Origin of the sequence: Nocardiopsis potens DSM 45234 (assembly GCF_000341105.1) — a bacterium.
Lineage (GTDB): Bacteria > Actinomycetota > Actinomycetes > Streptosporangiales > Streptosporangiaceae > Nocardiopsis_A > Nocardiopsis_A potens.
Genome location: NZ_ANBB01000039.1, coordinates 16,275 through 37,394, shown reverse-complemented (window position 1 = coordinate 37,394; position 21,120 = coordinate 16,275). Strand labels below are relative to the sequence as shown.

The 21,120-nt window shown below is 75.7% G+C and carries 18 protein-coding genes; 9 read left to right on the top strand and 9 right to left on the bottom strand.

Annotated features, from left to right (window positions below):
- Positions 1-223 precede the first annotated feature (223 nt).
- A complete protein-coding gene (locus D459_RS0115580) occupies positions 224-1,777 on the bottom strand; it encodes a polysaccharide deacetylase family protein (protein ID WP_051065441.1) in 1,554 nt (517 codons plus the stop codon).
- A 421-nt stretch (positions 1,778-2,198) separates the two neighbouring features.
- Here D459_RS0115580 and D459_RS0115575 point away from each other — a divergent pair, with 421 nt between their 5' ends.
- The 4 genes from D459_RS0115575 (at position 2,199) to D459_RS0115560 (ending at position 5,129) form a co-directional block, all read left to right on the top strand.
- Complete coding sequence (locus tag D459_RS0115575) at positions 2,199-2,447, top strand: hypothetical protein (protein ID WP_017593943.1); 249 nt, start codon at positions 2,199-2,201, stop codon at positions 2,445-2,447.
- Positions 2,448-2,704: 257 nt separating this feature from the next.
- Entirely contained in the window at positions 2,705-3,127 is a 423-nt protein-coding gene (locus D459_RS0115570; RefSeq protein WP_241485059.1) for a hypothetical protein, read from the top strand.
- A 92-nt stretch (positions 3,128-3,219) separates the two neighbouring features.
- Positions 3,220-4,470, top strand: a complete 1,251-nt coding sequence (locus D459_RS0115565) for a sensor histidine kinase (RefSeq protein WP_017593941.1) — start codon at positions 3,220-3,222, stop codon at positions 4,468-4,470.
- Positions 4,467-5,129 carry a response regulator gene (locus D459_RS0115560; protein ID WP_017593940.1) on the top strand — a complete coding sequence of 221 codons (663 nt, stop codon included), beginning with the start codon at positions 4,467-4,469 and terminating at the stop codon, positions 5,127-5,129. Before D459_RS0115565 ends, D459_RS0115560 begins: the two co-directional genes overlap by 4 nt.
- A gap of 78 nt (positions 5,130-5,207) precedes the next feature.
- Here the strand turns inward: D459_RS0115560 and D459_RS0115555 are convergent, their stop codons facing one another.
- The 4 genes from D459_RS0115555 to D459_RS0115540 form a co-directional block, all read right to left on the bottom strand.
- Positions 5,208-6,353, bottom strand: a complete 1,146-nt coding sequence (locus D459_RS0115555; RefSeq protein WP_017593939.1) for a hypothetical protein — start codon at positions 6,351-6,353, stop codon at positions 5,208-5,210.
- Between the two features lie 121 nt (positions 6,354-6,474).
- The gene (locus tag D459_RS0115550) at positions 6,475-8,037 is read right to left on the bottom strand and encodes an aldehyde dehydrogenase family protein (RefSeq protein ID WP_241485058.1); all 1,563 of its coding nucleotides are present in this window, start codon (positions 8,035-8,037) and stop codon (positions 6,475-6,477) included.
- A 322-nt stretch (positions 8,038-8,359) separates the two neighbouring features.
- Positions 8,360-10,282, bottom strand: a complete 1,923-nt coding sequence (locus tag D459_RS0115545) for an ABC transporter ATP-binding protein (RefSeq protein ID WP_017593937.1) — start codon at positions 10,280-10,282, stop codon at positions 8,360-8,362.
- A gap of 125 nt (positions 10,283-10,407) precedes the next feature.
- Positions 10,408-11,016 carry a flavin reductase family protein gene (locus D459_RS0115540; protein WP_017593936.1) on the bottom strand — a complete coding sequence of 203 codons (609 nt, stop codon included), beginning with the start codon at positions 11,014-11,016 and terminating at the stop codon, positions 10,408-10,410.
- Between the two features lie 74 nt (positions 11,017-11,090).
- Here D459_RS0115540 and D459_RS0115535 point away from each other — a divergent pair, with 74 nt between their 5' ends.
- From D459_RS0115535 to rpsN, 3 genes are all read left to right on the top strand, one after another.
- A complete protein-coding gene (locus tag D459_RS0115535) occupies positions 11,091-12,059 on the top strand; it encodes a threonine ammonia-lyase (protein ID WP_026120430.1) in 969 nt (322 codons plus the stop codon).
- A 61-nt stretch (positions 12,060-12,120) separates the two neighbouring features.
- Positions 12,121-12,357: a 50S ribosomal protein L28 gene (gene rpmB / locus D459_RS0115530; protein ID WP_017593934.1), complete on the top strand. Its 237-nt coding sequence runs from the start codon at positions 12,121-12,123 to the stop codon at positions 12,355-12,357.
- Between the two features lie 3 nt (positions 12,358-12,360).
- Positions 12,361-12,666: a 30S ribosomal protein S14 gene (gene rpsN / locus D459_RS0115525; RefSeq protein WP_017593933.1), complete on the top strand. Its 306-nt coding sequence runs from the start codon at positions 12,361-12,363 to the stop codon at positions 12,664-12,666.
- A gap of 149 nt (positions 12,667-12,815) precedes the next feature.
- Here the strand turns inward: rpsN and D459_RS0115520 are convergent, their stop codons facing one another.
- A complete protein-coding gene (locus tag D459_RS0115520) occupies positions 12,816-15,998 on the bottom strand; it encodes an amidohydrolase family protein (RefSeq protein ID WP_026120429.1) in 3,183 nt (1,060 codons plus the stop codon).
- A gap of 276 nt (positions 15,999-16,274) precedes the next feature.
- Here D459_RS0115520 and D459_RS0115515 point away from each other — a divergent pair, with 276 nt between their 5' ends.
- Complete coding sequence (locus tag D459_RS0115515; RefSeq protein WP_152522990.1) at positions 16,275-16,544, top strand: hypothetical protein; 270 nt, start codon at positions 16,275-16,277, stop codon at positions 16,542-16,544.
- A gap of 228 nt (positions 16,545-16,772) precedes the next feature.
- Complete coding sequence (locus D459_RS0115510; RefSeq protein ID WP_051065440.1) at positions 16,773-17,489, top strand: Crp/Fnr family transcriptional regulator; 717 nt, start codon at positions 16,773-16,775, stop codon at positions 17,487-17,489.
- A gap of 45 nt (positions 17,490-17,534) precedes the next feature.
- Here D459_RS0115510 and D459_RS31755 read toward each other — a convergent pair whose 3' ends face one another.
- The 3 genes from D459_RS31755 to D459_RS0115495 all read right to left on the bottom strand — a co-directional run bounded on the left by D459_RS31755 (position 17,535) and on the right by D459_RS0115495 (position 21,059).
- Complete coding sequence (locus tag D459_RS31755) at positions 17,535-18,716, bottom strand: aromatic acid exporter family protein (RefSeq protein ID WP_017593929.1); 1,182 nt, start codon at positions 18,714-18,716, stop codon at positions 17,535-17,537.
- A 67-nt stretch (positions 18,717-18,783) separates the two neighbouring features.
- Entirely contained in the window at positions 18,784-20,022 is a 1,239-nt protein-coding gene (locus tag D459_RS0115500; RefSeq protein ID WP_020380196.1) for a cytochrome P450, read from the bottom strand.
- Between the two features lie 197 nt (positions 20,023-20,219).
- Positions 20,220-21,059, bottom strand: a complete 840-nt coding sequence (locus D459_RS0115495) for a hypothetical protein (protein ID WP_017593927.1) — start codon at positions 21,057-21,059, stop codon at positions 20,220-20,222.
- Positions 21,060-21,120: the final 61 nt, after the last annotated feature.

The window sequence follows — 21,120 nt, the reverse complement described above, 5'->3', positions numbered from 1 at the left end:
CCATAATTCTTCCGTGCCGTGCGGGCCACTAGACAGTTATAGGCGTCCGGTCATCGCCCTGACAACCCTTAGTTCGGGAATGGCGACGTTCGGCCACTTCAGGTGCGGTGAAAAAAATTCGCGCACCGCCGGGGGAGCGCGGCGGCGGCCGGAAACGGCCTGCGGGGCGCCGTCCGGCGCCCCGCAGGCCGTTCCGTGCCGGCCTCGGCGGAGGCCGCTCCCGCTAGCCCTGGTCCGCGGGGTCCGGGCGGCTGTGGTAGGCGGTGCCGTCCTCCAGCCCGGTGCCGGCGAACAGCTCCTGCACGGTGACGAAGTGGAACCCCTCGGCGTGCAGCCGGCGGAGGATCTCGGGGACCGCGTCGACCGTGGAGGCGTGGATGTCGTGCATCAGCACCACGCTCCCCGGGCGGGCGTCCTCCACCGCGGTGTCGGCGACCTTGCCGCTGTCCCGGGACTGCCAGTCCAGGGTGTCGACGTCCCAGAGCAGCACCGGCGCGCCGGCGTTCTCCAGCGTGGTGCCGTTGAAGGAGCCGTAGGGCGGGCGCACGGTCAGCGGCGGCGCCCCGGCGGCCTCCTCGATGGCCTCGGCGGTGCGCTCCAGGTCGTCGGCGACCGCGCCGCCGGACTTCCCCGCCAGGTCGTCGTGCTTCCAGGAGTGGTTGCCCAGCTCGTGCCCCTCGTCGCGGATGCGCCGGACCACGCCGGGGTCCTCCGCGACGAGCTGCCCCAGCAGGTAGAAGGTGGCCTTCGCGGAGTAGGCGTCCAGCTCGTCCAGCAGCCGCGCGGTGTGCTCCCCGGGGCCGTCGTCGAAGGTCAGCGCGACGCAGGGGACCCGGTCGCAGTCCAGGGAGGCGCCCGGTGCGCCGCCGGCGTCCTCCAGGTCCAGCGGCGCGCCGGCGGCGACCGCGTCGCGGGCCCGCGCCCCGAACTCGGAGAGCAGCGGGGCGGCCCGGTCGCCGGCGACCGGTACGTGCAGCTCCCCGGAGGCGCCCCGGGCGACCGTGACCACCAGGCCGCCGGCGCTGTCGAAGGCGACGTCCTGCAGCGGGGAGCCGGCGTACTCCTCGGCCAGGGCGCGGGCCGCCGCCGCGTCGACCCGCGGCGCCTCCCCGCCCCCGGGGCCGGCGGGCGGTTCGGCGCCGCCGTCGGAGGCCAGCCCGGCCGGCATCTCCTCGGGGGCGAGCCCGGCCTCCTCGCGCAGCGCCCGGGCCACCGCGGCGTCCAGCGCGGCGACCTGGTCGGCGCCGCCGAACAGCGCGGTCCACGGCAGGGCCTGCCCGGCGGAGCCGTCGAACCAGCGGGTGGTGGTCTCCACCCGGGTGTCGCCGTCCACCGAGGTCTCCCGGACGATGCGGGCGCCCAGCACGTTCCCGGAGGCGGCGAGGAACTCGGAGCGCTGCTCCAGCGAGGCGGGCCCGCCCCCGGAGCCGTGCTCGGCGAGGAACTCGCTCTGCGCCTCGGCCATGGCGGTGCGCACCTCGCCGCCGAACGCGGGGGCGCCGGGGACCTCCGGGTAGGAGGCGGAGACCGCCACCCCGTCCTGCTCGACGCGGTACTCGACCGTCTCCGCCCCGGCGACGGAGTCCGGGAGCGCCTCGGCGGGGGCGGCGGCCGGGGCCGTGCGCACCGCGGCCGCGGCGGGCACGGCGAGCAGCGCCAGGGCGGTGAGGCCGGCCAGGGCGTGCCGCGGGGAGGCGCGCCGGAGCGGATCGGGCACCCGCAGGCGGGTGAGGTCGGGGCGGCGGAACCGGAACGGGATCTCCAACGTGGGGCTCATCCGGGCTAGGAGGAACAAGGGGGGCGGGCGCCGGAGCGGCGGTCGCGGCGGCCGGTGCGCAGGGGAGGGGCGCCGGGCCGCACCGTGAACATACGGGGGTGCGCTTCGGGACGCAATCGGGCGATCACGGCACAAGCCGCGACTCGGAGGCAATGGGAAACGGGCTGGTAACGAATCCGCTCGGACCTGGAACCGGACGCGCAGGCGGCGCATCAGAGGTGAGAACATCTGCAGGCCGCTCGTGAACGTTCACCGGGCCGGCTCTGACAACCCTCACTCATGGCTGGAGAAGGCGAGTATGAGTTATGGAACGGGCGGGTACGGGCCGCCCCCGCCGCCCCCTCCTCCCGGGCACGGACCTCCGCCGCCCCCGGGAGGCTTCGGTGGAGGGATGGGGGGTCCCCCTCCGCCTCCGCCGCCGATGGGCCCCACGGAGCCGCCCGCCAGCAAGGGCAGCGCGATCGGCCTGATCGTCGTCGGCGTCCTCTGCTGCAACGTGCTGACGCTGGTGCTGGGGATCGTCTCCCTGGTCATGGTGGAGAGCAACCCGAAGGCGTCCAAGACCTGCTCGCTGATCGGGTGGATCCTGTTCGGCATCGGTCTGGTGATCTCGATCGCCTACATCATCTTCTCCTTCTTCATCGCGGCGTCGACGCCCACCACGTATTAGCGGGCCCGTCCCGCGGTACCAGGAGCCGCCCCGGCCGGACCCGGCCGGGGCGGCCCGTTCCGTTCGGCGGGTGGTAGGGTCGCGGCGCGCAGGGCCGCGTTCGAGACGGCCCGCTCCCCCGGCGACCCCCGCTCCGTCCGGCCTTCCCCGGACCGCCCGGAACGGTCGCCCAGGATCCGATCGCCCGCCGGGGCCGAGCGGCGCGACCCGGGAGGATCCCCTTCCGGCGGCACAGATCGAAGCTGGAGAAGGCGAGCATGAGTTACGGAACCGGCGGGTACGGGCCGCCTCCCCCGCAGGGCCCGGGCGGGTACGGGCCGCCTCCGCCTCCCGGAGGGGGCTACGGCGGCATGGGAGGCGCGCCCCCGCCCCCGCCGCCGATGGGGCCGAACGAGCCGCCCGCCAGCATGGGCAACGCGATCGGCGTGATCGTCGCCTCGGTGCTGAGCTTCTGCATGTGCTGGCCGCTCGCGATCGTCGGCCTGGTGCTGGGGATCGTCTCCGCGGTGATGACGACCTCCAACCCGAAGGCCTCCAAGACCTGCGCGCTGATCGGCTGGATCATGGCCGGTATCGGCCTGCTCCTCACGATCCTGCTCTTCGTCCTCTACGGCGGGTTCGGGCTGCTGGCCATGCTCTCCGAGTCCGGATCCGGCTCCTACGACACGACGAGCTACTAGCGGGCCCGCGGGCCCGCCCGCGCCCGGCGCACCCCGCCGCCTCGGCCGATCGGCCGAGGCGGCGCCGCTGTTCCCGGCTCTAACCTGGGGCCATGCGAAGCAGGGGGAACGAGCGGGCGGACGGGGCGGCGGGGCGGTCGGCGCTCGGGAGGCTGGGGGCGCTGCCGATCGCCGGCGCCCTGGCGCTGATGGGCTTCGCCTTCCTGATCGACGCCCGGGCCTGGCTGGACCGGCCGCCCCTGGGCCCGGACTACCTGGGCCCCGAGCCGTCCTTCCGGGAGTCGATGATCCCCCTTTCCGGGGTGCTGGCCTGCCTGGCAGGGCTGCTGGTGCTGCCGCCCGGGGCACCGGTGCGGCGGGTCCAGTCGGTCGCGCCGCTCGCCCCGGCCGCGGTGTTCGCCACCAGCCTGGTGCTGTCCACCGGGGAGTTCGGCGCCTACGGCTACTCGATGGGCATGGGGGAGCTGCTCGGGATCTTCCTGGCGGTCACCGCGGTCGCCTCGCGCGGCTCCCGGGCCTCCCTGGCCGCCATGGCGGCGGCGGTCGCCGGGGTCTTCCTCAGCATGCCGCTGCGCTCGCCCGGCTGGAGCTTCGACGAGTCCGGCTGGCTGCTCTTCGCCGGGATGGTGATGTTCACCCCGGGGCTGTACATCCGCTGGCGCGACCACGAGCGGACCTGGCGGGTGGAGGAGATCCGCCGCGAGGAGCGCCTGGCCCTCGCCCGCGACCTGCACGACGTGGTCGCGCACCAGGTGTCCGGGATCGTGGTGCAGGTCCAGGCGCTGCGCTACATCGCCGACCGGGACCCCGAGCGGGTCGCCGCCGCGCTGCCCGGCATCGAGCGGGCCGGCAGCAGCGCGCTGGCCGCGATGCGGCGGATGGTCGGCGCGCTCCGCGAGGAGGACGAGCCCGCCCCGCTGGACGCCCACGACCTGCCCGCCGCGCTGCACTCCCTGGAGGCCCCGGGCGACGTGGGGCGACCCCGGGTGGAGGTGGACATCGACGGGGGCGCCGCGCGGCTGCCCTCGGAGGCCTCGGCCGCCGTGCTGCGGATGGCCCAGGAGGGGGTGACCAACGCGCGCAGGCACGCCCGGGGCGCCACCCGGGTGCTGGTCCGGCTCCGCACCGGGGGCGGGCGCGCCGTCCTGGAGGTGCGCGACGACGGCCGGGGCGCCGGGGCGGTCCACGCCGCGGAGGACGGATACGGTCTGATCGGCATGGCCGAGCGGGTCCGGCTCCTGGGCGGCGAGTTCGACGCGGGGCCGGTGCCCGGCGGCCCGGGATGGCTGGTGCGGGCGGAGCTGCCCGCCGAGGCCGCGGAGGACGACGGAGGCGCGCGGTGACGATCCGGGTGGTGCTGGCCGACGACCAGGAGATGGTGCGGACCGGTTTCCGGTACATGCTGGAGGCCGAGGGCGACATCGAGGTGGTCGGCGAGGCGGGGGACGGCCTGGAGGCGCTGCGGCTGGCCCGCGAGCTCCGCCCCGACGTCGCCCTGCTGGACATCCGGATGCCCGGCATCGACGGCCTGGAGGCCACCCGCCGGCTGGCCGGCCCCGGGGTGGCCGACCCGGTCAAGGTGGTCGTGGTGACCACCTTCGATCTGGACGAGTACGTCTACTCCGCGCTGGAGGGCGGCGCCGTCGGCTTCCTGCTCAAGGACGCCGGGCCGGCGCTGCTGATCGAGGCGGTGCGCGCCGCCGTGCGCGGCGACGCCCTGGTCTCGCCCAAGATCACGGTGCGGCTGCTCAGCCGGTTCACCCGGCAGCGGACCGTGCGGCGGGGCGCACCGGAGGACCGCGGGCTCACCGAGCGGGAGAAGGAGACGGTGCGGGCGGTCGCCGAGGGGCTGACCAACGTCGAGGCGGCCGAGCGGCTGTTCGTCTCGCTCAGCACGGTCAAGACCCACCTGGCCAGCGTCCAGGCGAAGCTCGGCGCCCGGAACCGGGTGGAGATCGCCGCCTGGGCCTACCGCAGCGGCCTGATGGACGAGCAGGGCTGAGCCCGCCCGCGGCGGGCGGCGGCCCCTCCGGAGAGCGGGGCCCGTGCCGCGCCGCGGAACCGGGGCGGCGGGGCCGGGTCAGCGCAGCGGGGCGGCGCGGACCGCGGCGGCCACGATGGCGCGGAGCTGCTCGGTGATGTCGGCGCGGTCCCGCTCGAATCCGGGGTCGGTGAGTGCGGCCGGGTCGCCGGTGCCCGGCTCCAGGGCCGGGGTGCGCACGTGCCCGGCGGGGATGTCCCGGCCGGCGGCCTCGCGCAGCAGGGTGTTGCGGTAGGCGAGCTCGTTGGCCAGGTGGTCCCCGCCGCCGCCGGCGCGCGCCAGGGACCCCGGGGTGGGGCCGTCCTCGCGCACCACCGGCTCGGCGGCGCCGGCCGGGATCTCGGTGACCCGGGTGTCGTCGTGCACCGGGAACCGCCCGCCGGCCAGGTCCCGGACGGCCTGGCGGGGCAGGGTCGAGGAGCCCCACTGCGGCAGGGGAGAGGGGAGCCCGGGCAGGTCGGGCGGGGGGATCGGGCCGGGCGCGCAGGCGCGCTCGTTGTCCGGGTCGCCGCCGCGCCAGGCGGCGCTGCGGGCCTCCAGCTCGAACCGGTCCGACCGGCCCCGGCTGAGGGTGATCACCGCGTCGGCCGGCGCGGTGCCGGTGTAGTGCGGCCGCAGGCAGCGCTCCACCATGCCGCCGGTGAAGTCGCGCCAGCGGACCGGGAACAGGGCCGCGCGCACCACCGCGGTCCTGCCGTGCGCCTCGAAGGTCTCCCCGTGCAGCGCGAGCGCGGCCACCCCCGAGGGGTTGGAGCGGCGCACGTCGTCGTCGAGCCCGAAGGGGTCGAACCCGGTGACGATGACGCGCAGCTGCCGGTCGTCGGGGGCGAACACCAGGTCGTCGTGGCCGCGCGAGGCCTGCTCCAGGCGGTCCAGGAGCGCGGCGCGCTCCTCGCCGGACAGCGGGAACGACGGCCGCCAGGAGCGCAGCAGCGCGCTGAGGGCGAGCCGGGCCCAGTACAGCGGGCGGTCGTCGCCGACCCGGTCCCGGCGGGAGACCGCCTCGGTCCACAGCCGGTGGCCGTGCGAGGTGACCACCCGGGCGGCCTCCGCGGCGTCGCCGGCGCCGGCCAGGTCGGCGGAGAACAGCGGCACGGCCGCGGCGAACCCGGACCGGCGGAGCAGCGTGCGCGGGGCCTCCAGTCCGGCTCGTTCCTCCTCGGGGGTGGCGGCGGTGGAATCCATGGCTCCGATCCGGGTTCGACGGCGGGGGCGTGCGTGACCGGGGCGTGAGTTTACATGTCCCCGGTGTCGGTTTCGGCTGCGCCGCAGCGAGTCCCGGTGCCGCCGCCCCCGCCCCGGGCGGTCAGTCCAGCCGGAAGCCCAGGTCCGCGTCGATCTCCACGACGTCCATCTGGGCCTTCTGCAGCCGCCCGGAGTAGTCCCAGTTCATCGACTGCCAGCGGGTGAACTGGTCGAGCACCCACATGCCGGAGAGCCGGCCGCCGTTGCCGGAGCGGCCGTTGCCGCCGAACGGCAGGTGGGCCTCGGCGCCGGAGGTCGAGTTGTTCACGCTGACCATGCCGGCGCCGATCCCGGAGCGGAACGCGAAGGCCTTCTTCGGGTCGGTGGTGTAGATCGAGCAGGACAGCCCGTAGCCGGGCAGGTCGGCGAGTTCGACCGCCTCCTCCAGGTGCCGGTAGGAGGCCACGCCGACGATCGGGCCGAAGGTCTCCTCGGTGAACACCCGGTCCTCGGGGCGCACCCCGGCGAGGATGACCGGGTGGTAGAAGAGCCCGTCGGCGGGGTCGCCGACGAAGCCGTCGCGGGGCGAGGCCGCGGTGATCCGGCCGGTCGCGGTGGAGCCGAGCACCCGGTGGTGGCCGGAGATCCAGTCCAGGTAGCCCTCGTAGCGGTCGGCGAACCGCTCGCTGATCATCGGCCCGTAGAGCACGTCCCGGGTGGGGTCGCCGACCGCGGCGGCGGCGGTGGCGGCGGCGAACCGCTCCAGGAAGGCCTCGTGCACCGACTCGTGCACGATGGCGTTCCCCAGCGAGGTGCAGCGCTGCCCGGCGGTGCCGAACCCGGAGAACAGCGCCCCCTCCACCGCCAGGTCGAGGTCGGCGTCCTCGGTGACCACCATCGGGTTCTTGCCGCCCAGCTCCAGGCAGGGCGTCTGCAGGTGGCGCCCGCACAGCTCGCCGATCCGGGCGCCCACCGCGCTGGAGCCGGTGAAGCCGACCTTGTCCACCAGGCCCTCGCCGAGCGCCTGCTCCAGCCCGGCGAAGGTCTCCTCGCCGTCGGCGTAGACCAGGTTGAGCACGCCCTCGGGCAGCCCGGCGCGGGAGAACAGCTCGTAGAACGCCCACGAGCAGGAGGCGGCGTACTCGGCCGGCTTCCACACCACGGTGTTGCCGGTCAGCAGCGCGGGCACGATGTACCAGCTGGGCACGGCCACCGGGAAGTTGCCGGCGGTGATGATCGCGGCGGTGCCCAGCGGGTTGCGGAAGGTGAACAGCTGCTTGTCGGGCATCTCCGAGGGCACGGTCTGCCCGTAGAGCCGGCGCCCTTCGCCGCGGAAGAACTCGCAGGTGTCGATGATCTCCTGGACTTCGCCGCGGGCCTCGCCCAGGGTCTTGCCGATGTCGCGGGTGACGGCGCGCGCCAGGGCCTCCTTGTTCGCGGCGACCAGGTCGCCGATGTTGCCGATCACCTGGCCGCGGATGGGCGCGGGCACCGCCGCCCAGGCGCGTTGGGCCTCCTCGGCGGCCCGGCAGGCGGCGGTGAACTCGGCCCGGCCGGCCAGGCTCACCTCGGCCAGCACCTCGCCGGTGCGCGCGGGATTGGTGCTGATCAGCGGTTTGTCGGCGCGGTCGAGCCGCCGGCCGGCGATCACGGAACGGAGGTCGTCAGGCGTGGTCTGAGTCACCGAGTGCTCCATTGCTCTGGTGGACGTCTGCGATCAGTGCGCCTGATTCTGCCCGTCCGGGGCGGCCCTGACCAGAGCCGGGCGGCGGGCCTGTGGACGGCCTTCCGCCGGGGCCGCCCGGATCGGGGCCTTTCGGCCGCGACCGGGCCGGGGCGGGGCGTCCGGCGGGCCGGTGGGGCCGCGGTCCGGCGTGTCGCGCGCCCGCGGCGGCCGCCGGCCGCGCTCTCCGGCTCCGCGGGCGCGGCCGGGCGGGGCCCGGTGCCGGGACCCCGCCCTTTCCGGCGGCGGTTCCTCCTCCCCCCGGGGCGCCGGCCCGCCGGGGTCAGCCAGCCGCGGCCGGGGCGGTGCTGCACGGCCCGGGGGCGTCCGCGCCGCCCTCCCCGGCGGAGTCGGCGAACTGGGTCCGGTACAGCTCCTCGTAGCGGCCGTGTGCGGCCAGCAGCTCCTCGTGGCGGCCCTGCTCGACGATGCGCCCCTCCTCGATCACCAGGATCCGGTCGGCGGAGCGGATGGTGGAGAGCCGGTGCGCGATGACGATGGCGGTGCGCCCGCGCAGCGCCTCGGCCAGCGCCTCCTGCACCGCGGCCTCGGAGGTGGCGTCCAGGCTGGAGGTGGCCTCGTCCAGGATCACCAGGCCGGGGGAGGCCAGCAGCAGCCGGGCGATGGTCAGCCGCTGCCGCTCGCCGCCGGAGAACCGGTAGCCGCGCTCGCCGACCATGGTGTCCAGGCCGTCGGGCAGCGCGGCGACCAGGCCGTCCAGCCGGGCCCGGCGCAGCACGTCCCACAGCTGCTCGTCGGTGGCGTCGGGGCGGGCGAGCAGCAGGTTGGCCCGGATGGTCTCGTGGAAGAGGTGCCCGTCCTGGGTGACCATGCCGACGGCGGAGCGCAGCGAGGCCGCGGTCAGCTCGCGCACGTCCACCCCGGAGATCCGCACCGCCCCGGAGTCCACGTCGTACAGCCGGGGGACCAGCTGCGCGATGGTGGACTTGCCGGCGCCGGAGGAGCCGACCAGCGCCACCGTCTCCCCGGGGGCGGCGGTGAAGCCGATGCCGTGCAGCACCGGGCCGCCGTCGCGGTCGTCCAGGGTGACCACCTCCTCCAGGGAGGCCAGCGAGAACCGGTCGGCGGAAGGGTAGCCGAAGCCGACCCGGTCGAACTCGACCGAGACCGGGCCCTCGGGCACCGGGCGGGCGTCCGGGGCCTCCTTGACCAGCGGCTCCAGGTCGAGGACCTCGAAGACCCGGCTGAAGCTGACCATCGCGCTCATCACCTCGACCCGGGCGCTGGCCAGCGAGGTCAGCGGCGCGTACAGCCGGCTGAGCAGCAGCGCCAGCGCGACCACCGAGCCGGAGTCCAGCCCGCCGGCGAACACGAAGTACCCGCCCAGGCCGTAGACGAGCGCCAGCGCCAGCGCGGAGACCAGGGTGAGCGCGGTGACGAACACCTCCTGCACCATGGCGGTGCGCACCCCGATGTCGCGGACCCGGCGGGCCCGGAAGGCGAACTCGGCGGACTCCTCGCGGGGCCGGCCGAACAGCTTGACCAGGGTGGCGCCGGGGGCGGAGAACCGCTCGGTCATCCGGGTGCCCATGGCGGCGTCGTGCTCGGTGGCCTCCCGCTCCAGCCGGGCCAGCCGGCTGCCCATCCGCCGGGCGGGCAGCACGAACACCGGGAGCAGCACCAGCGCCAGCAGGGTGATCTGCCAGGAGATCCCGACCATGACGACCAGGGTGAGCAGCAGCGTCACGGTGTTGCTGACCACCCCGGACAGCACGTCGCTGAACGCGCGCTGGGCGCCGATGACGTCGTTGTTCAACCTGCTGACCAGGGCGCCGGTGCGGGTGCGGGTGAAGAAGGCGACCGGCATCCGCTGCACGTGGTCGTAGACGGCGGTGCGCAGGTCGAGGATGAGCCCTTCGCCGATGGAGGCGGAGAACCAGCGGGTGATGAGCCCGAACCCGGCCTCGGCCAGGGCGATCCCGGCGATCAGCGCGGCCAGCCCGAGCACCAGGCCCAGGGCCTCGCCGGCGATGATCGCGTTGACCGCCTGGCCGGCCAGCACCGGGGTGGCCACGGTGAGCACGGCCAGCACCGTGCTGGAGGCCAGGAACCAGAAGAGCCGCGCCCGGTGCGGCCGGGCGAACCCGGTGATGCGCCGCAGCACGGCGCGGGAGAACGGCCGCCTGTCCTCCTGCGCGTGCATCGCGTTGTACATCGACGACCACGCGGCCATCTCCATGCTCATCGCCGACCACCCACCTCTACCGGGATCTTTCGCTCCATGGCTCGGAAGAGTAGAACCTCGAGTTAGGTAGAGGTCAATGCCGTGCGGCCCGGGCCGGCCGGAAGCGGGGCGCGGCCGGGGCCGGGTCAGGCGCGCGGCGGCTCGCCCGTGCGCGGCCGGTCCACCGCGGTGACCTCGCCGAGCGCCCCCCACTCGTTGCGGCCCAGCCGCGCGATCGGGCGCAGCAGGGAGATCTCCGGGTGGCCGTCGACCAGCACCGCCTCGTCCACGGCGGCGTGCACCACGCGGCCGAAGACCACGGTGGAGTCGCCGAGCAGCAGGGTGGAGTGCAGCCGGCACTCCAGGGCGACCGGGCTGGCGGCCACCCGCGGGGCCTTCACCGCCGCGCCGGGCTCCCGCTCCAGGCCGACCGCGTCGAACTCGCTGACGCCCGGCGGGAACGGGGCCGAGGTCGCGTTGATCTCGGCCTGCAGCCCCTCCGGCGCGAAGTTGACGGTGAACTCCCGGGTCTCCTCCACGTTGCGCAGGGTGTCCTTGCGGCCGGTGGAGGTGAACTGCACGATCGCCGGGTCGGCGCAGGCCACGTTGAAGAACGAGTGCGGGGCGAGGTTGTCGGCGCCGGCGGCCGAGACCGTGGAGACCCACGCGATGGGGCGGGGGACCACGACCGAGGCGAGCAGCCGGTAGAAGGCGCGTCCGGGCAGGTCGTCGGGGGTCAGTTCGGTGCGTGTCACCCCGCCATTATCGGATCCGCCCCGTGCTCCCGGCGCGGCGGGTGGTGCGGCGCGGGGCGGGGAACACCACCGGGATGGAACTGATCTCACTCGCCGACGTCCAGGCCGCCGCCGGGCGGATCCGGCGCCGGGCGGTGCGCACGCCGCTGCTCTCCTGCCCGTGGGCGGAGGGGCGGCTGTGGCTGAAGCCGGAGAACCTGCAGCCGGTCGGGGCGTTCAAGATCCGCGGCGCGACCAACGCGCTGCGCGCCCTGCCGGAGCGGCGCCGGGCCGCCGGGGTGGTCACGCACTCCTCGGGCAACCACGGCCAGGCGCTGGCGTACGCGGCCCGGGCCGAGGAGGTGCGGTGCACCGTGGTCGTCCCGGACGGGGCGCCGGAGGTGAAGCTGGCCGCGATGCGGCGGCTGGGCGCGGAGCTGGTGCCGGTGGCTCCGGCGGACCGGGAGCGCACCGCGGTGCGGCTGGCCGAGCGGCGCGGGATGGTCCTGGTGCCGCCGTTCGACGACCGGGAGGTGATCGCCGGGCAGGGCACGGTCGGCCTGGAGATCGTGGAGGACCTGGCCGGGGTGGACACGGTGCTGGTGCCGGTGGGCGGGGGCGGGCTGGCCTCCGGGGTGGCCACCGCGGTCAAGGGGCTGCGGCCGGACGTCGCGGTGGTCGGGGTGGAGCCGGAGCTGGCCGCCGAGACCGCCGAGGGGCTGGCGGAGGGGCGCAGGGTCTCCTGGTCCCCGGAGCGGACCCACCGCACCGTCGCGGACGGGGTGCGGGTGGGCCCCTCCGACCTGACCTTCGCGCACATGGCGGCCCGGCTGGACGGGGTGGTCACGGTCACCGAGGAGGAGATCACGGCGGCGATGGGGGTGATCGCGCGCCGGGCGCGGGTGGTGGCCGAGCCCAGCGGGGCGCTGGCGGTGGCGGCGCACCTGGCCGGGCGGGCCGGCGGCGGGTGCGCGGTGGCGGTGGTCTCCGGGGGCAACGTCGACCCGGCGCTGCTGGCGCGGGCGGTCGCCGCGCCCCCGGTCGAGGAGACCGGACCCGAGTGAAAACGATTATCGTTTCAGTGTAGGGTGGGGCGGGTCAGCAGCACCGACCGAGAGGAGCACCGTGTCCCGCGTCTGCCAGGTCACCGGGCGGCGGCCCGCGTTCGGCAACGCCGTCTCGCACTCGCACCGGCGCACCCGCCGCCGCTTCGACCCCAACATCCAGCGCAAGCGCTACTGGCTGCCGTCGGAGAACCGGTGGGTCCGGCTGCGGGTCAGCGCCAAGGGCATGAAGACCGTCGACCGGCTCGGCATCGAGCGCGTCGTCGCCGACATCCGCGCCCGCGGGGAGAAGGTCTGAGCCGTGGCCAAGAAGAGCAAGATCGCCAAGAACGAGAAGCGCGCCCGCATCGCGGCCCGCTACGCCGAGCGCCGCGCCGAGCTCAAGCGGATCGTCTCCCACCCGGACAGCTCCGCCGGGGAGCGCGCCGCCGCCGTCCGCGAACTGGGCCGCCAGCCGCGCGACGCCAGTCCCGTCCGGTACCGCAACCGGGACGCGGTGGACGGCCGCCCCCGCGGCCACATCCGCAAGGCCGGCCTGTCCCGGATCCGCTTCCGAGAGATGGCCCACCGGGGCGAGCTGCCCGGGATCACCAAGTCCAGCTGGTGACGGCCGGGACCCGAAGAAGGCACCGCCGCCCGCGCGGGCGGACCCGGTCGGGACCGCCCGCCGACCCGGCAGGGGAAGCGGCGCCGGCGTCCGTTCCGGCCGGCGCCCGGAGGGCCCGCCGCCCGCGCGGGCGGCGGGCGGCGGGCGGGTCAGCAGCGGTGCGGGGCGGTGCGCTCCGATTCGCCGTGCCACCAGGGGCCGTCCGCGGTGGCCGAGGGCAGCGGGTCGCCCAGCGCGGTCGGCTCCTCCGAGGAGCGCAGCCGGGTCCGCTCCCGGAACGGCTCCAGCAGGTCCTCCCTGGTGTGCACGGTGCCGTCGACGACGGTGATCCGCACGTTCGCGGCGGCGGTGATGTCGTCCAGCGGGTCGCCCTCCACCGCGGCCAGGTCGGCGAGCCTGCCGGGCTCCACCGTGCCCAGGTGCTCGCCCAGGCCGAGCCATTCGGCGGTGGTGGAGGTGGTGACGGTCAGCGCCGCGCGCGGGGTGAACCCGTACTTCACCAGCGCCCGCATGTTCTGGTGCAGGCTGATCGCGACGTTGTCCAGCGGGGCGTCGGTACCGCCGAGGACCGTCCCGCCGCCCTCGTGCACGGCGCGCACCATGGCCACGTGGCCGGGGAGAGCCGCGCGGGTCCGCCGGGCGTCGGGCGCGTCGGAGCCGGCCTCGTCGGCCTTGTCCACCAGGGACCGGTACTCCCAGGCGGGGAAGAGCACCTCGGTGCGCTCGTCCTCCACCAGGGACCGGTCCTCGGCGTAGAGCGCGGCGGAGGTGAACAGGGTCGGGGTGAGCGCCATCCCGGACTTCGCGAACAGGGTGACGGCGTCCTCGTAGGACCGGCCGAGCAGGCTGACGGTCTGGGAGTAGCCGAGCCGGTTGGTGGCGCCGGTGTGCTCCATGCCGTCCATGCCCAGGTGCACCGCCGGGTAGAGGTAGTGCGAGGTCAGCGGCAGGTCGACGGCGTGCGCCCGGTCGACGGCGGTGCGCTGGGAGCGCACCGGCAGCCGCACGTAGGTCTTGACCAGGTCGTAGTCGAGCTCGAAGGCGCGCTCCAGCTCCCGCTCCACCCCCTCGGCGTCGTAGGTGGTGCGCATGAAGTCGTAGTAGATCCGGGAGCCGTCCACCGCCTCCCCGGTGGCCAGGTAGCGCGGCCCGGTGATCGCTCCGGAGTCCAGCGCCTCCCGGGTCTCCAGCATCTGGTAGGCGGGGTCGCCGGGGGAGCGGGTGGTGGTCACCCCGTAGGACAGCCAGAGCGGGCCCTGCCGGGACCCCCACTCCCGCCCGCGCAGGTGCCAGTGGTTGTGCGCGTCGATCAGGCCGGGGATGACGGTCAGCCCGGTGGCGTCGACCAGGGTGGTGCCCTCCTCCTCGGTGCGCTCGCGGCGCTTCTCCACCGCGGTGATCCGGTTGCCGTCGATGACGATGTCGACGTTCCGGCGGAGCCCGTCGGACCTGCCGTCCCACAGCGCCCCGGCCTGCACCACCACCCGCCCGGAGGGGGGCCTGCGGCGCCAGGTGAGCGGCATCCGGACGGTCTCGGGGCGGCCGCCCTCGAGCCGGACCCGGCGCAGCCGGCCGTTGCCCAGGTAGAGCAGGGAGGCGGAGTCCCCGCTCCAGCTGGGGGCGTCGGTCGGCTCGGAGGTCAGCCGGCGCGGTTCGCCGGTGAACGCGCCGCGCCCGTCCACCGGCACCACCCACAGCAGGCTCTCCATCACGAAGGCCAGGTGCCGGCCGTCGGGCGACCAGACCGGGCCGTCGTCGCCGCGGGTGGACAGCGACCGGTGCGGGGCGGGCTCGGTGTAGGAGGTCTTCCCGGTCTCCAGGTCGACGGTGAGGATCTGGCTGGAGCCCTCGCGGAACCGGCGGGAGCGCGGCCGGACCGCGGCCAGGGCCAGGGTGCGGCCGTCGGGGGACCAGGTGGGGCGCCCGGGCTGGAACAGCTCGGGCAGCACCCGGCGGGCGGTGCCGGAGCCGGTGTCGTAGACCCAGGTCGCGCCGTCCTGGTCCTGGTAGGCGATGCGCCGCCCGTCGGGGGACCAGCGCGGGAAGACCTGCGCGCCGTCCAGGCGGGTGATCCGCTCGTCGGTGCCGGACTCGAGGTCGTGCCGCCAGAGGGCGGGGGAGCCCTCGCGGTCGCTGCTGTAGACCAGGGACGCGCCGTCGGGGTGCCAGTCGGGGTCGGAGGAGAAGGAGCCGTCGTCGACGACGGCCTCGGGCTTCTTCCCGATCCGCATCACCCACAGCGCCCCCAGGGCGCGGAAGGCGACGCTGCGGCCGTCGGGGGAGAGCACCGGGCCCGCGATGCCGCGCACCGGGTGCTCGCCGGTGTCGTCGATGTCGCGCCGCGCCCGGCGCGGCTCGCGGCGCAGGTAGGGCACGGTGGCGCTGAACGCGACGTCCTCGGCGCCGCCGCCGGGGGCGCGGCTGCGGATCGCGCCGTCGGCGGTGTAGAGCAGCCGGTTGTCGCCGGTCCAGGTGACGGTGCCGACGAAGACGTCCTCGTCGTCGCCGGAGGCCGGCTCGCCGTCGACGATCAGCCGCACGGTGTCGGCGTGCGCGGCGATGTGCGCGAGCCGCCCGCCGGGGCCGGGGGCGGGCGAGTAGAGGGTGGTGTGCTCGGCGGCGGGGACCAGCTCCTCGGTGCGGCCCTTCAGGTCGGTGGAGCGCACGCTGGAGCGGTCGGAGACGTGCACGATGCGCTCGCCGTCGGGGGTCCAGGCGGGTTCGGCCTCGTCGGCCCCGGTGTCGGTGACCGCGGTGAGCTCCTCGCTCTCCAGGTCGTAGAGCCAGATCCCGTAGCCGTCGCCGCGGTCGGAGGCCAGAGCGATCCGGGTGCCGTCGGGGGAGAACGCGGGCTCGCGGTGGTCGTGCGGGCCGGAGGTGAGCCGGCGCGGCTTCCCGTCCGGCAGGTCGAGGACGTAGACGTGGTAGTTGCCCTCGGCGTAGGCCTGGAAGGCGATCCGCTCGGAGTCGGGGGAGAACCGCGGCCGGGTGGCGTCGGCCAGGTCGCCGGTGAGCCTGCGGGCCTTGCCGCCCCCGGCGGGCACCAGCCAGATCGCGGTGTAGAGGTCGAAGGCGATCCACTTCCCGTCGGGGGAGGGAGCGGCGGAGATGTTGGTCCCCTGGGTGACGGTGGCCTTCGGCGCGCCGCCCTCCTCGGCCGGGGCGGCCGCGGCGGCGGCCTGCTGCGCGGGGGACATGAGCCATGCGGCGCCGCCCGCGACGGCGGCCCTGCCGCCCTGCGCGAACAGGCCTCTTCTGCTGAGGGCGCCCGGGGAAGCGGAGCCGGGGGCCGGCTCGGGGACGGGGGGAACGGGGGATGACGGGTGTCCCATGCCTACCTCGCCGTTGTCGGTGCGTGTCCCGGCGGACACTTACCGGGACGTTCTAACCCGCGCCTCCGCCGCCGCGCAATCCCCACGGGCCCCGTGTTCCCCGGCGTTCCCGCGTCGGCCGGGCCGAACGCCGGGTACCGCCCTCCGCGGCACAGAACGGTCGCTTTTTCCCGCCATGCACAAATTTGAAACGTGAAAGATGTCACGAAAGTGACACTGTGTTGGCGAGTAACCGGTTTCGGGCAGAGAGTTGCGTCATCGGGCAGTAAGCCCGATATGTCCGAACGGAGGAAGACCATGGCGAGGAAGCTGCGCACCGCGCTGGCCGGGGCGGCCGCGACGGCCGCCATGTCGGGGGCCCTGCTGCTGGGCGCCGCGGCGCCGGCGTCGGCGTCCGGCTACGACGATGACTGTGACCGCCACTGCGACCACGGCTACAGCTACACCTACCACGGCCACGGTCACGGCAAGTGGTGCAAGGACCACGACCACCACAACCACCACTTCGGCTCCTGGCTGGGCTTTGTGAAGGTCAGCATCCGCTGAGGGCGGACCCCGCGGACAGCGGCGCCGCGCCGGCGGCCGAACGGCCCGGTGCGGCGCCGCCGCCATGTCCGGAGGCGGCACCGCCCCCGCGCGTTTCCGCTGTCCTCGCAGGCCGGTCCGCTACTTTCGTTAGTCAGTCGTCTCAGGTGCCGGACCGGGGGAGCGCGCACCGCCCGGCTGCGGTCATGCCCCTGGTCCGGCCCGAATCGGCGAGACGGGGGAGTGGGGATGCGGCCGACGGAACGCGCAGCGGGGGACCCGGAGGGGAACGGCGACCCGAGGGTGCAGCACGCGGCGTGGGTGGCGCGCTGCGTGGGGCGGGGCGACTCGGTGCCGCTGTCACCGGAGGACATCACCGCGCTCGCCTCCAGCCTGCAGCGCCGCTTCGTCCCCCGGGGGTCGTTCGCCTTCGGTGGCCGGTCCGCCCGGCCGGGGGTGTGGATCGTCCGCTCCGGCAGGCTGGAGCTGGTCTCGGGGCGCGGCGCCGACCAGGTGGTGGTGCAGATCCTGCGCACCGGCGACGTCGACGGCGACATCCAGGCGCTGCTGGGGGTGCGGGTGCCCTACAGCGCGCGGGCCCTGGACGACACCGAGCTGCTCCACTTCGACCGCGGCGACTTCGAGCAGCTGCTCTCCCAGCACCCCCAGATCGCCCGCCGCTGGCTGTCCAGCGTGGCCGGCCGGCTCACCGCGAGCCAGGCCCGGATCCTGGAGCTGCTCGGCAAGTCCCTGCACCAGCAGACCGCCCGGCTGCTGCTGGAGGAGGCCGACGGCGACAGCCTGGTCCTTCCGCAGCGCACCCTCGCCGCGATGCTGGGCGTGCAGCGCCCCTCGATCAACAAGGTCCTCAAGGAGCTGGAACGGGAGGGCCTGATCGCCCTGCACTACTCCGCCATCGACATCCTGGACCGCGGCGGCCTGCACCGCCGCACCGGCATCGGCTGACCCGGAACCGGGCGCACCCGCGGCGGCCGCCGCCGTGCGCGGCCCTCAGTGCGGCGGAGCCTCCCCGGCCTCCGCGCGGAGGGCGTCGCACAGCGTGCGGAACTCCTCCTCCAACCGGGCCGCGTCGGTGTACACGGCCGTCCGCGCCGCGTCGCCGGACCGGTCCTCCTCCAGCCGGGAGAGATGCAGCCGCACGTCGCCGAGGCGCTCGTCGAGTTCGCCGATGCGCCGCCGCAGCGGGCCCTCGCCGATGTCCTCCAGGGAGCGGGCGGCCTCCGACAGGGAGGACAGCAGCGCGCCCAGCTCCGAGGGGGAGGGCGCGGCAGGCTCCCCGCCGCCGCGCTCCGCCAGGCCGCGGGCCAGGGAGGAGGCCAGCCCGCCGACCCGGTCCAGGGCGCCGACCACGCTCCGCTGGGTGTCCAGCGAGGTGCGGTCCCGGCGCCTGCGCAGGAAGAACAGCGGGTTCAGCCGCAGGCTCTCCTGCGCCGTCTCCACCCCGGTCCGGGCCTGGGAGACCATGTCGGCCAGGCCGTTGGCGCGCCGCCGCCACCGGTGCGCGTCGTCGGCGTCCGCGTCCTCCGCGCTCAGCGCGGCGCCCATGTCCTGGAGGAGGTCGGCGACCGAGGACGCGAGGACCGCCAGTCCCTCGTCGGCGCTGCGGTAGCGCAGCGGGGGCAGCAGGAGCAGGTTGACCGCCACGCCCACCAGGCAGCCGACCAGCACGAGCAGCACGATCTCCACCAGCCCCTGCAGCCGGCCCGCGGTGTCGGTGGCCATGGTGAACTGGGCGAACGCGAAGAAGGCCGCAGTGGCCACGTACGTCCTCTGCTCGCCCAGCGCCGGCCACCTGCTCAGCGCCAGGGCCACCAGTGCGACCAGGAGGAACGTCGGGAAGGCGGGGCCGGCGAGGAAGCCGAGGGCGCCCTGCACCACCACCCCCGCGGTCACCGCGGCGACATAGCGCCACGACGCCGCGATGGAGCGGTAGACCGTCGCCTGCACCATCATCACCGCGGTGAAGGGGGCGAAGGCGGGCGACATGGCCTGCATCAGATCCGACGCGATGAACCAGGACGCCCCGGCGGCCACCGTGCACTTGCCCACCAGGACGACCTCGGCCCTCTCCCGGCTCCGGGACTCCCGCAGCCGGCGGAGCCAGCGGCCGGTCCGCTCCAGGGGCCCGGTCCGGTCCTCCTCCCGCTCCTCCCGGCCCTCGTCCTCCGGCATCCTGATACACCCTCTCGGTCTCTCGGGAATCGGCCGGCCCGGCCCGGACGGCGGACGGGCGGCCCGTTCAGCGGACCCCGCTGATCACCATGCCGCTGCGCGGGCGGGTGGGGATGCGGTGCAGCGGGATGCGCATGTCCTGGTCCGGGACCTCGTAGCGGATCCGGCCCAGTTCGGCGGAGAGGGCGCCGAGCAGGGCGGCCACGACGTCCTCGCCCGGGCAGCGGTGTCCGGTGCGCTCGTCGCCCCCGCCCTGGGGCACCAGGACGTCCGGGTCGACCGGGCCGTGCAGGAAGCGGTCGGGGTCGAAGGAGTGCGGGGCGCTCCACAGCCGCGGGTCGCGGTTCTGGCCGTAGAGGTCCAGCAGCACCAGCGCCCCCTCCGGCACCCGCACCCCGCGCCACACCCGGTCGGCGCGGGCGATCCCGCCGATGAACGGGGCGAACGGGTAGAAGCGCCGCACCTCCTGGGCGAAGGCCGGCGCGAACCCGCCGGGGGCGTCGCGCAGCCGCTCGCGGTGGTGCGGCCACCGGGCCAGGGCGTGTGCGGCGAAGGCGGTGTACCAGCAGGTCGCGACGGTGGGGCGGAGGATGTTGAGCAGCTCCACGGCGGCCGTGCGCGGGGCGAGCAGGGAGCCGTCGCGGTCCCGGTGGGCGGCCACCGCGGCCACCGCGGACCCGGGCGGGGCGGGGAGCGCCCCGTCGCGGACCTCCTCCACCAGCCGGGCCAGGCGGCGCTCCCAGAGGCCGCGGGCCCGCCTGCCCCGCCAGTGCCGGGGGCCCGCGGTGGCGAAGGCGTCGACCATCGCCACCAGGTCCCGGGCCAGCCCGCGCTCCAGGGGCGGGGTCAGGGGGACGCCCGCCCAGGCGCCCGCGCCGCGGGCCAGGGCCAGGGCGGCCTCGTCGAAGACGGTGAAGGAGGAGCCCCGCCCCGGCCCCTCGGCCGCCCCGCGCCAGGCCTCCGTGCACCGCCGGACGAGTTCGTCGAGGCCGGAGCGGGAGTGCAGGAGGCCGGAGAACAGGGCCTTGCGGACCCGGTGCTCCTCGCCGTCCAGGGTCTGCACGGCGCCGTGCCCGATCAGGGTGGAGAGCACCGGCTCGGGCAGCGCCCCGGCCCGGCGCACGTTCGCGTCGTCGTAGACGAACCGGACAGCGTCGGGGCCGCGCAGGGCGACCGCTTCGCGGCCGAGCAGCCGGGTGCGCACCGCGGGAGCGCCCCCGCCGTCCCGGAACAGGTCCGGGAGCCAGGTGTAGCCCTTCAGCAGCAGGGCCGGGGTCCGGTCGATGAGCGGCGCGTGTTCCTCCATGCGCGTCCGGTTACCCGGGGCCCCGCCGTCCGAAACCCGGAGGGCCGCCGCCACCTGCGGGTTCACCGGCCCGGGGGTGCGCCGGGGCGGCCCGCCCGCTGCCTCCTGGTCCCCCGCCGGGCGGGGCGCCGGGCGAGGAGAGGCGGGCCGCCGGGGAGGGCCGGGAGTGCAACCCGCCCCGGGGCGGCGCGCCGGGGTCAGGGCCGCCCGTGGTCCACCACCTCGACGACCTCCCGCGGCCACACCGCCGCTCCGCCGCCGGCGTCGGCGGCCACCTCGAACCGGCGGCCGCCGGGGTGCGGGGAGAGCCGGCCCGTGGCCGTCTCGGGCGCCTCGGTCCGGGGCGCGGAGGCGCGGGGCCCACGGCGGGGGCGGAGGCAGGTGACCGTCACCCAGTGCCCCACCAGCCCCTCCAGTACCGCGCGCATCGCGTCCTCCTCCGGGCCGACCGGGACCCACGGGGGAGGACCGGCCTGCTGCGCGGGCACCGCCGGCGCCGCGTCCGCGACCGTGCGCGCGGGGAAGCGGCGGTACCCCTTCAGCACCGGCAGCTCGTAGCGCACGCCCACGACGGCCTCGCCGCCGCCGTCCAGCGGGAAGCCCAGCTCCAGCGCCCGGCCGGCGGAGACGGCGCGCAGCAGCAGCGGGCCGGGGAGCAGCTCGGCCATGGTCCGCAGCGCCGCCGAGGCCACCGCCCCGGTGCCCCGGCCGTAGGTCTGGCCGGGGACGTCCCAGCAGGCGGCGACCATCGTCGCATGCCAGGAGAGGGCGAGGGAGCCGGGCGGCAGGCCCGCGGCCTCCTCCTCCCAGAACCGCTTGCGGGCGCTCTCGATCCCGGCGCGCTGGGCCTCGAAGGCCTCCAGGTCGAAGGGGGCGGGGGCGCCGCCCAGCAGCACCGCGGAGACGGTGCTGCGGCCGATGCCCATCAGGTCGGCGATGCGCTCCTCGTCCAGGCCGGCGGCGTGGGCCCGGCGGACCAGGGAGTCACGACCGCGGTGGGTGCGCTTCCACAGACGGAGGGTGTCCTCGATGGTCATGCCAGAGACCTTAGAAGAGGGCGCGCTTTTCGAGGCTTTTCCACGCCGCCCCCCGAGCCTT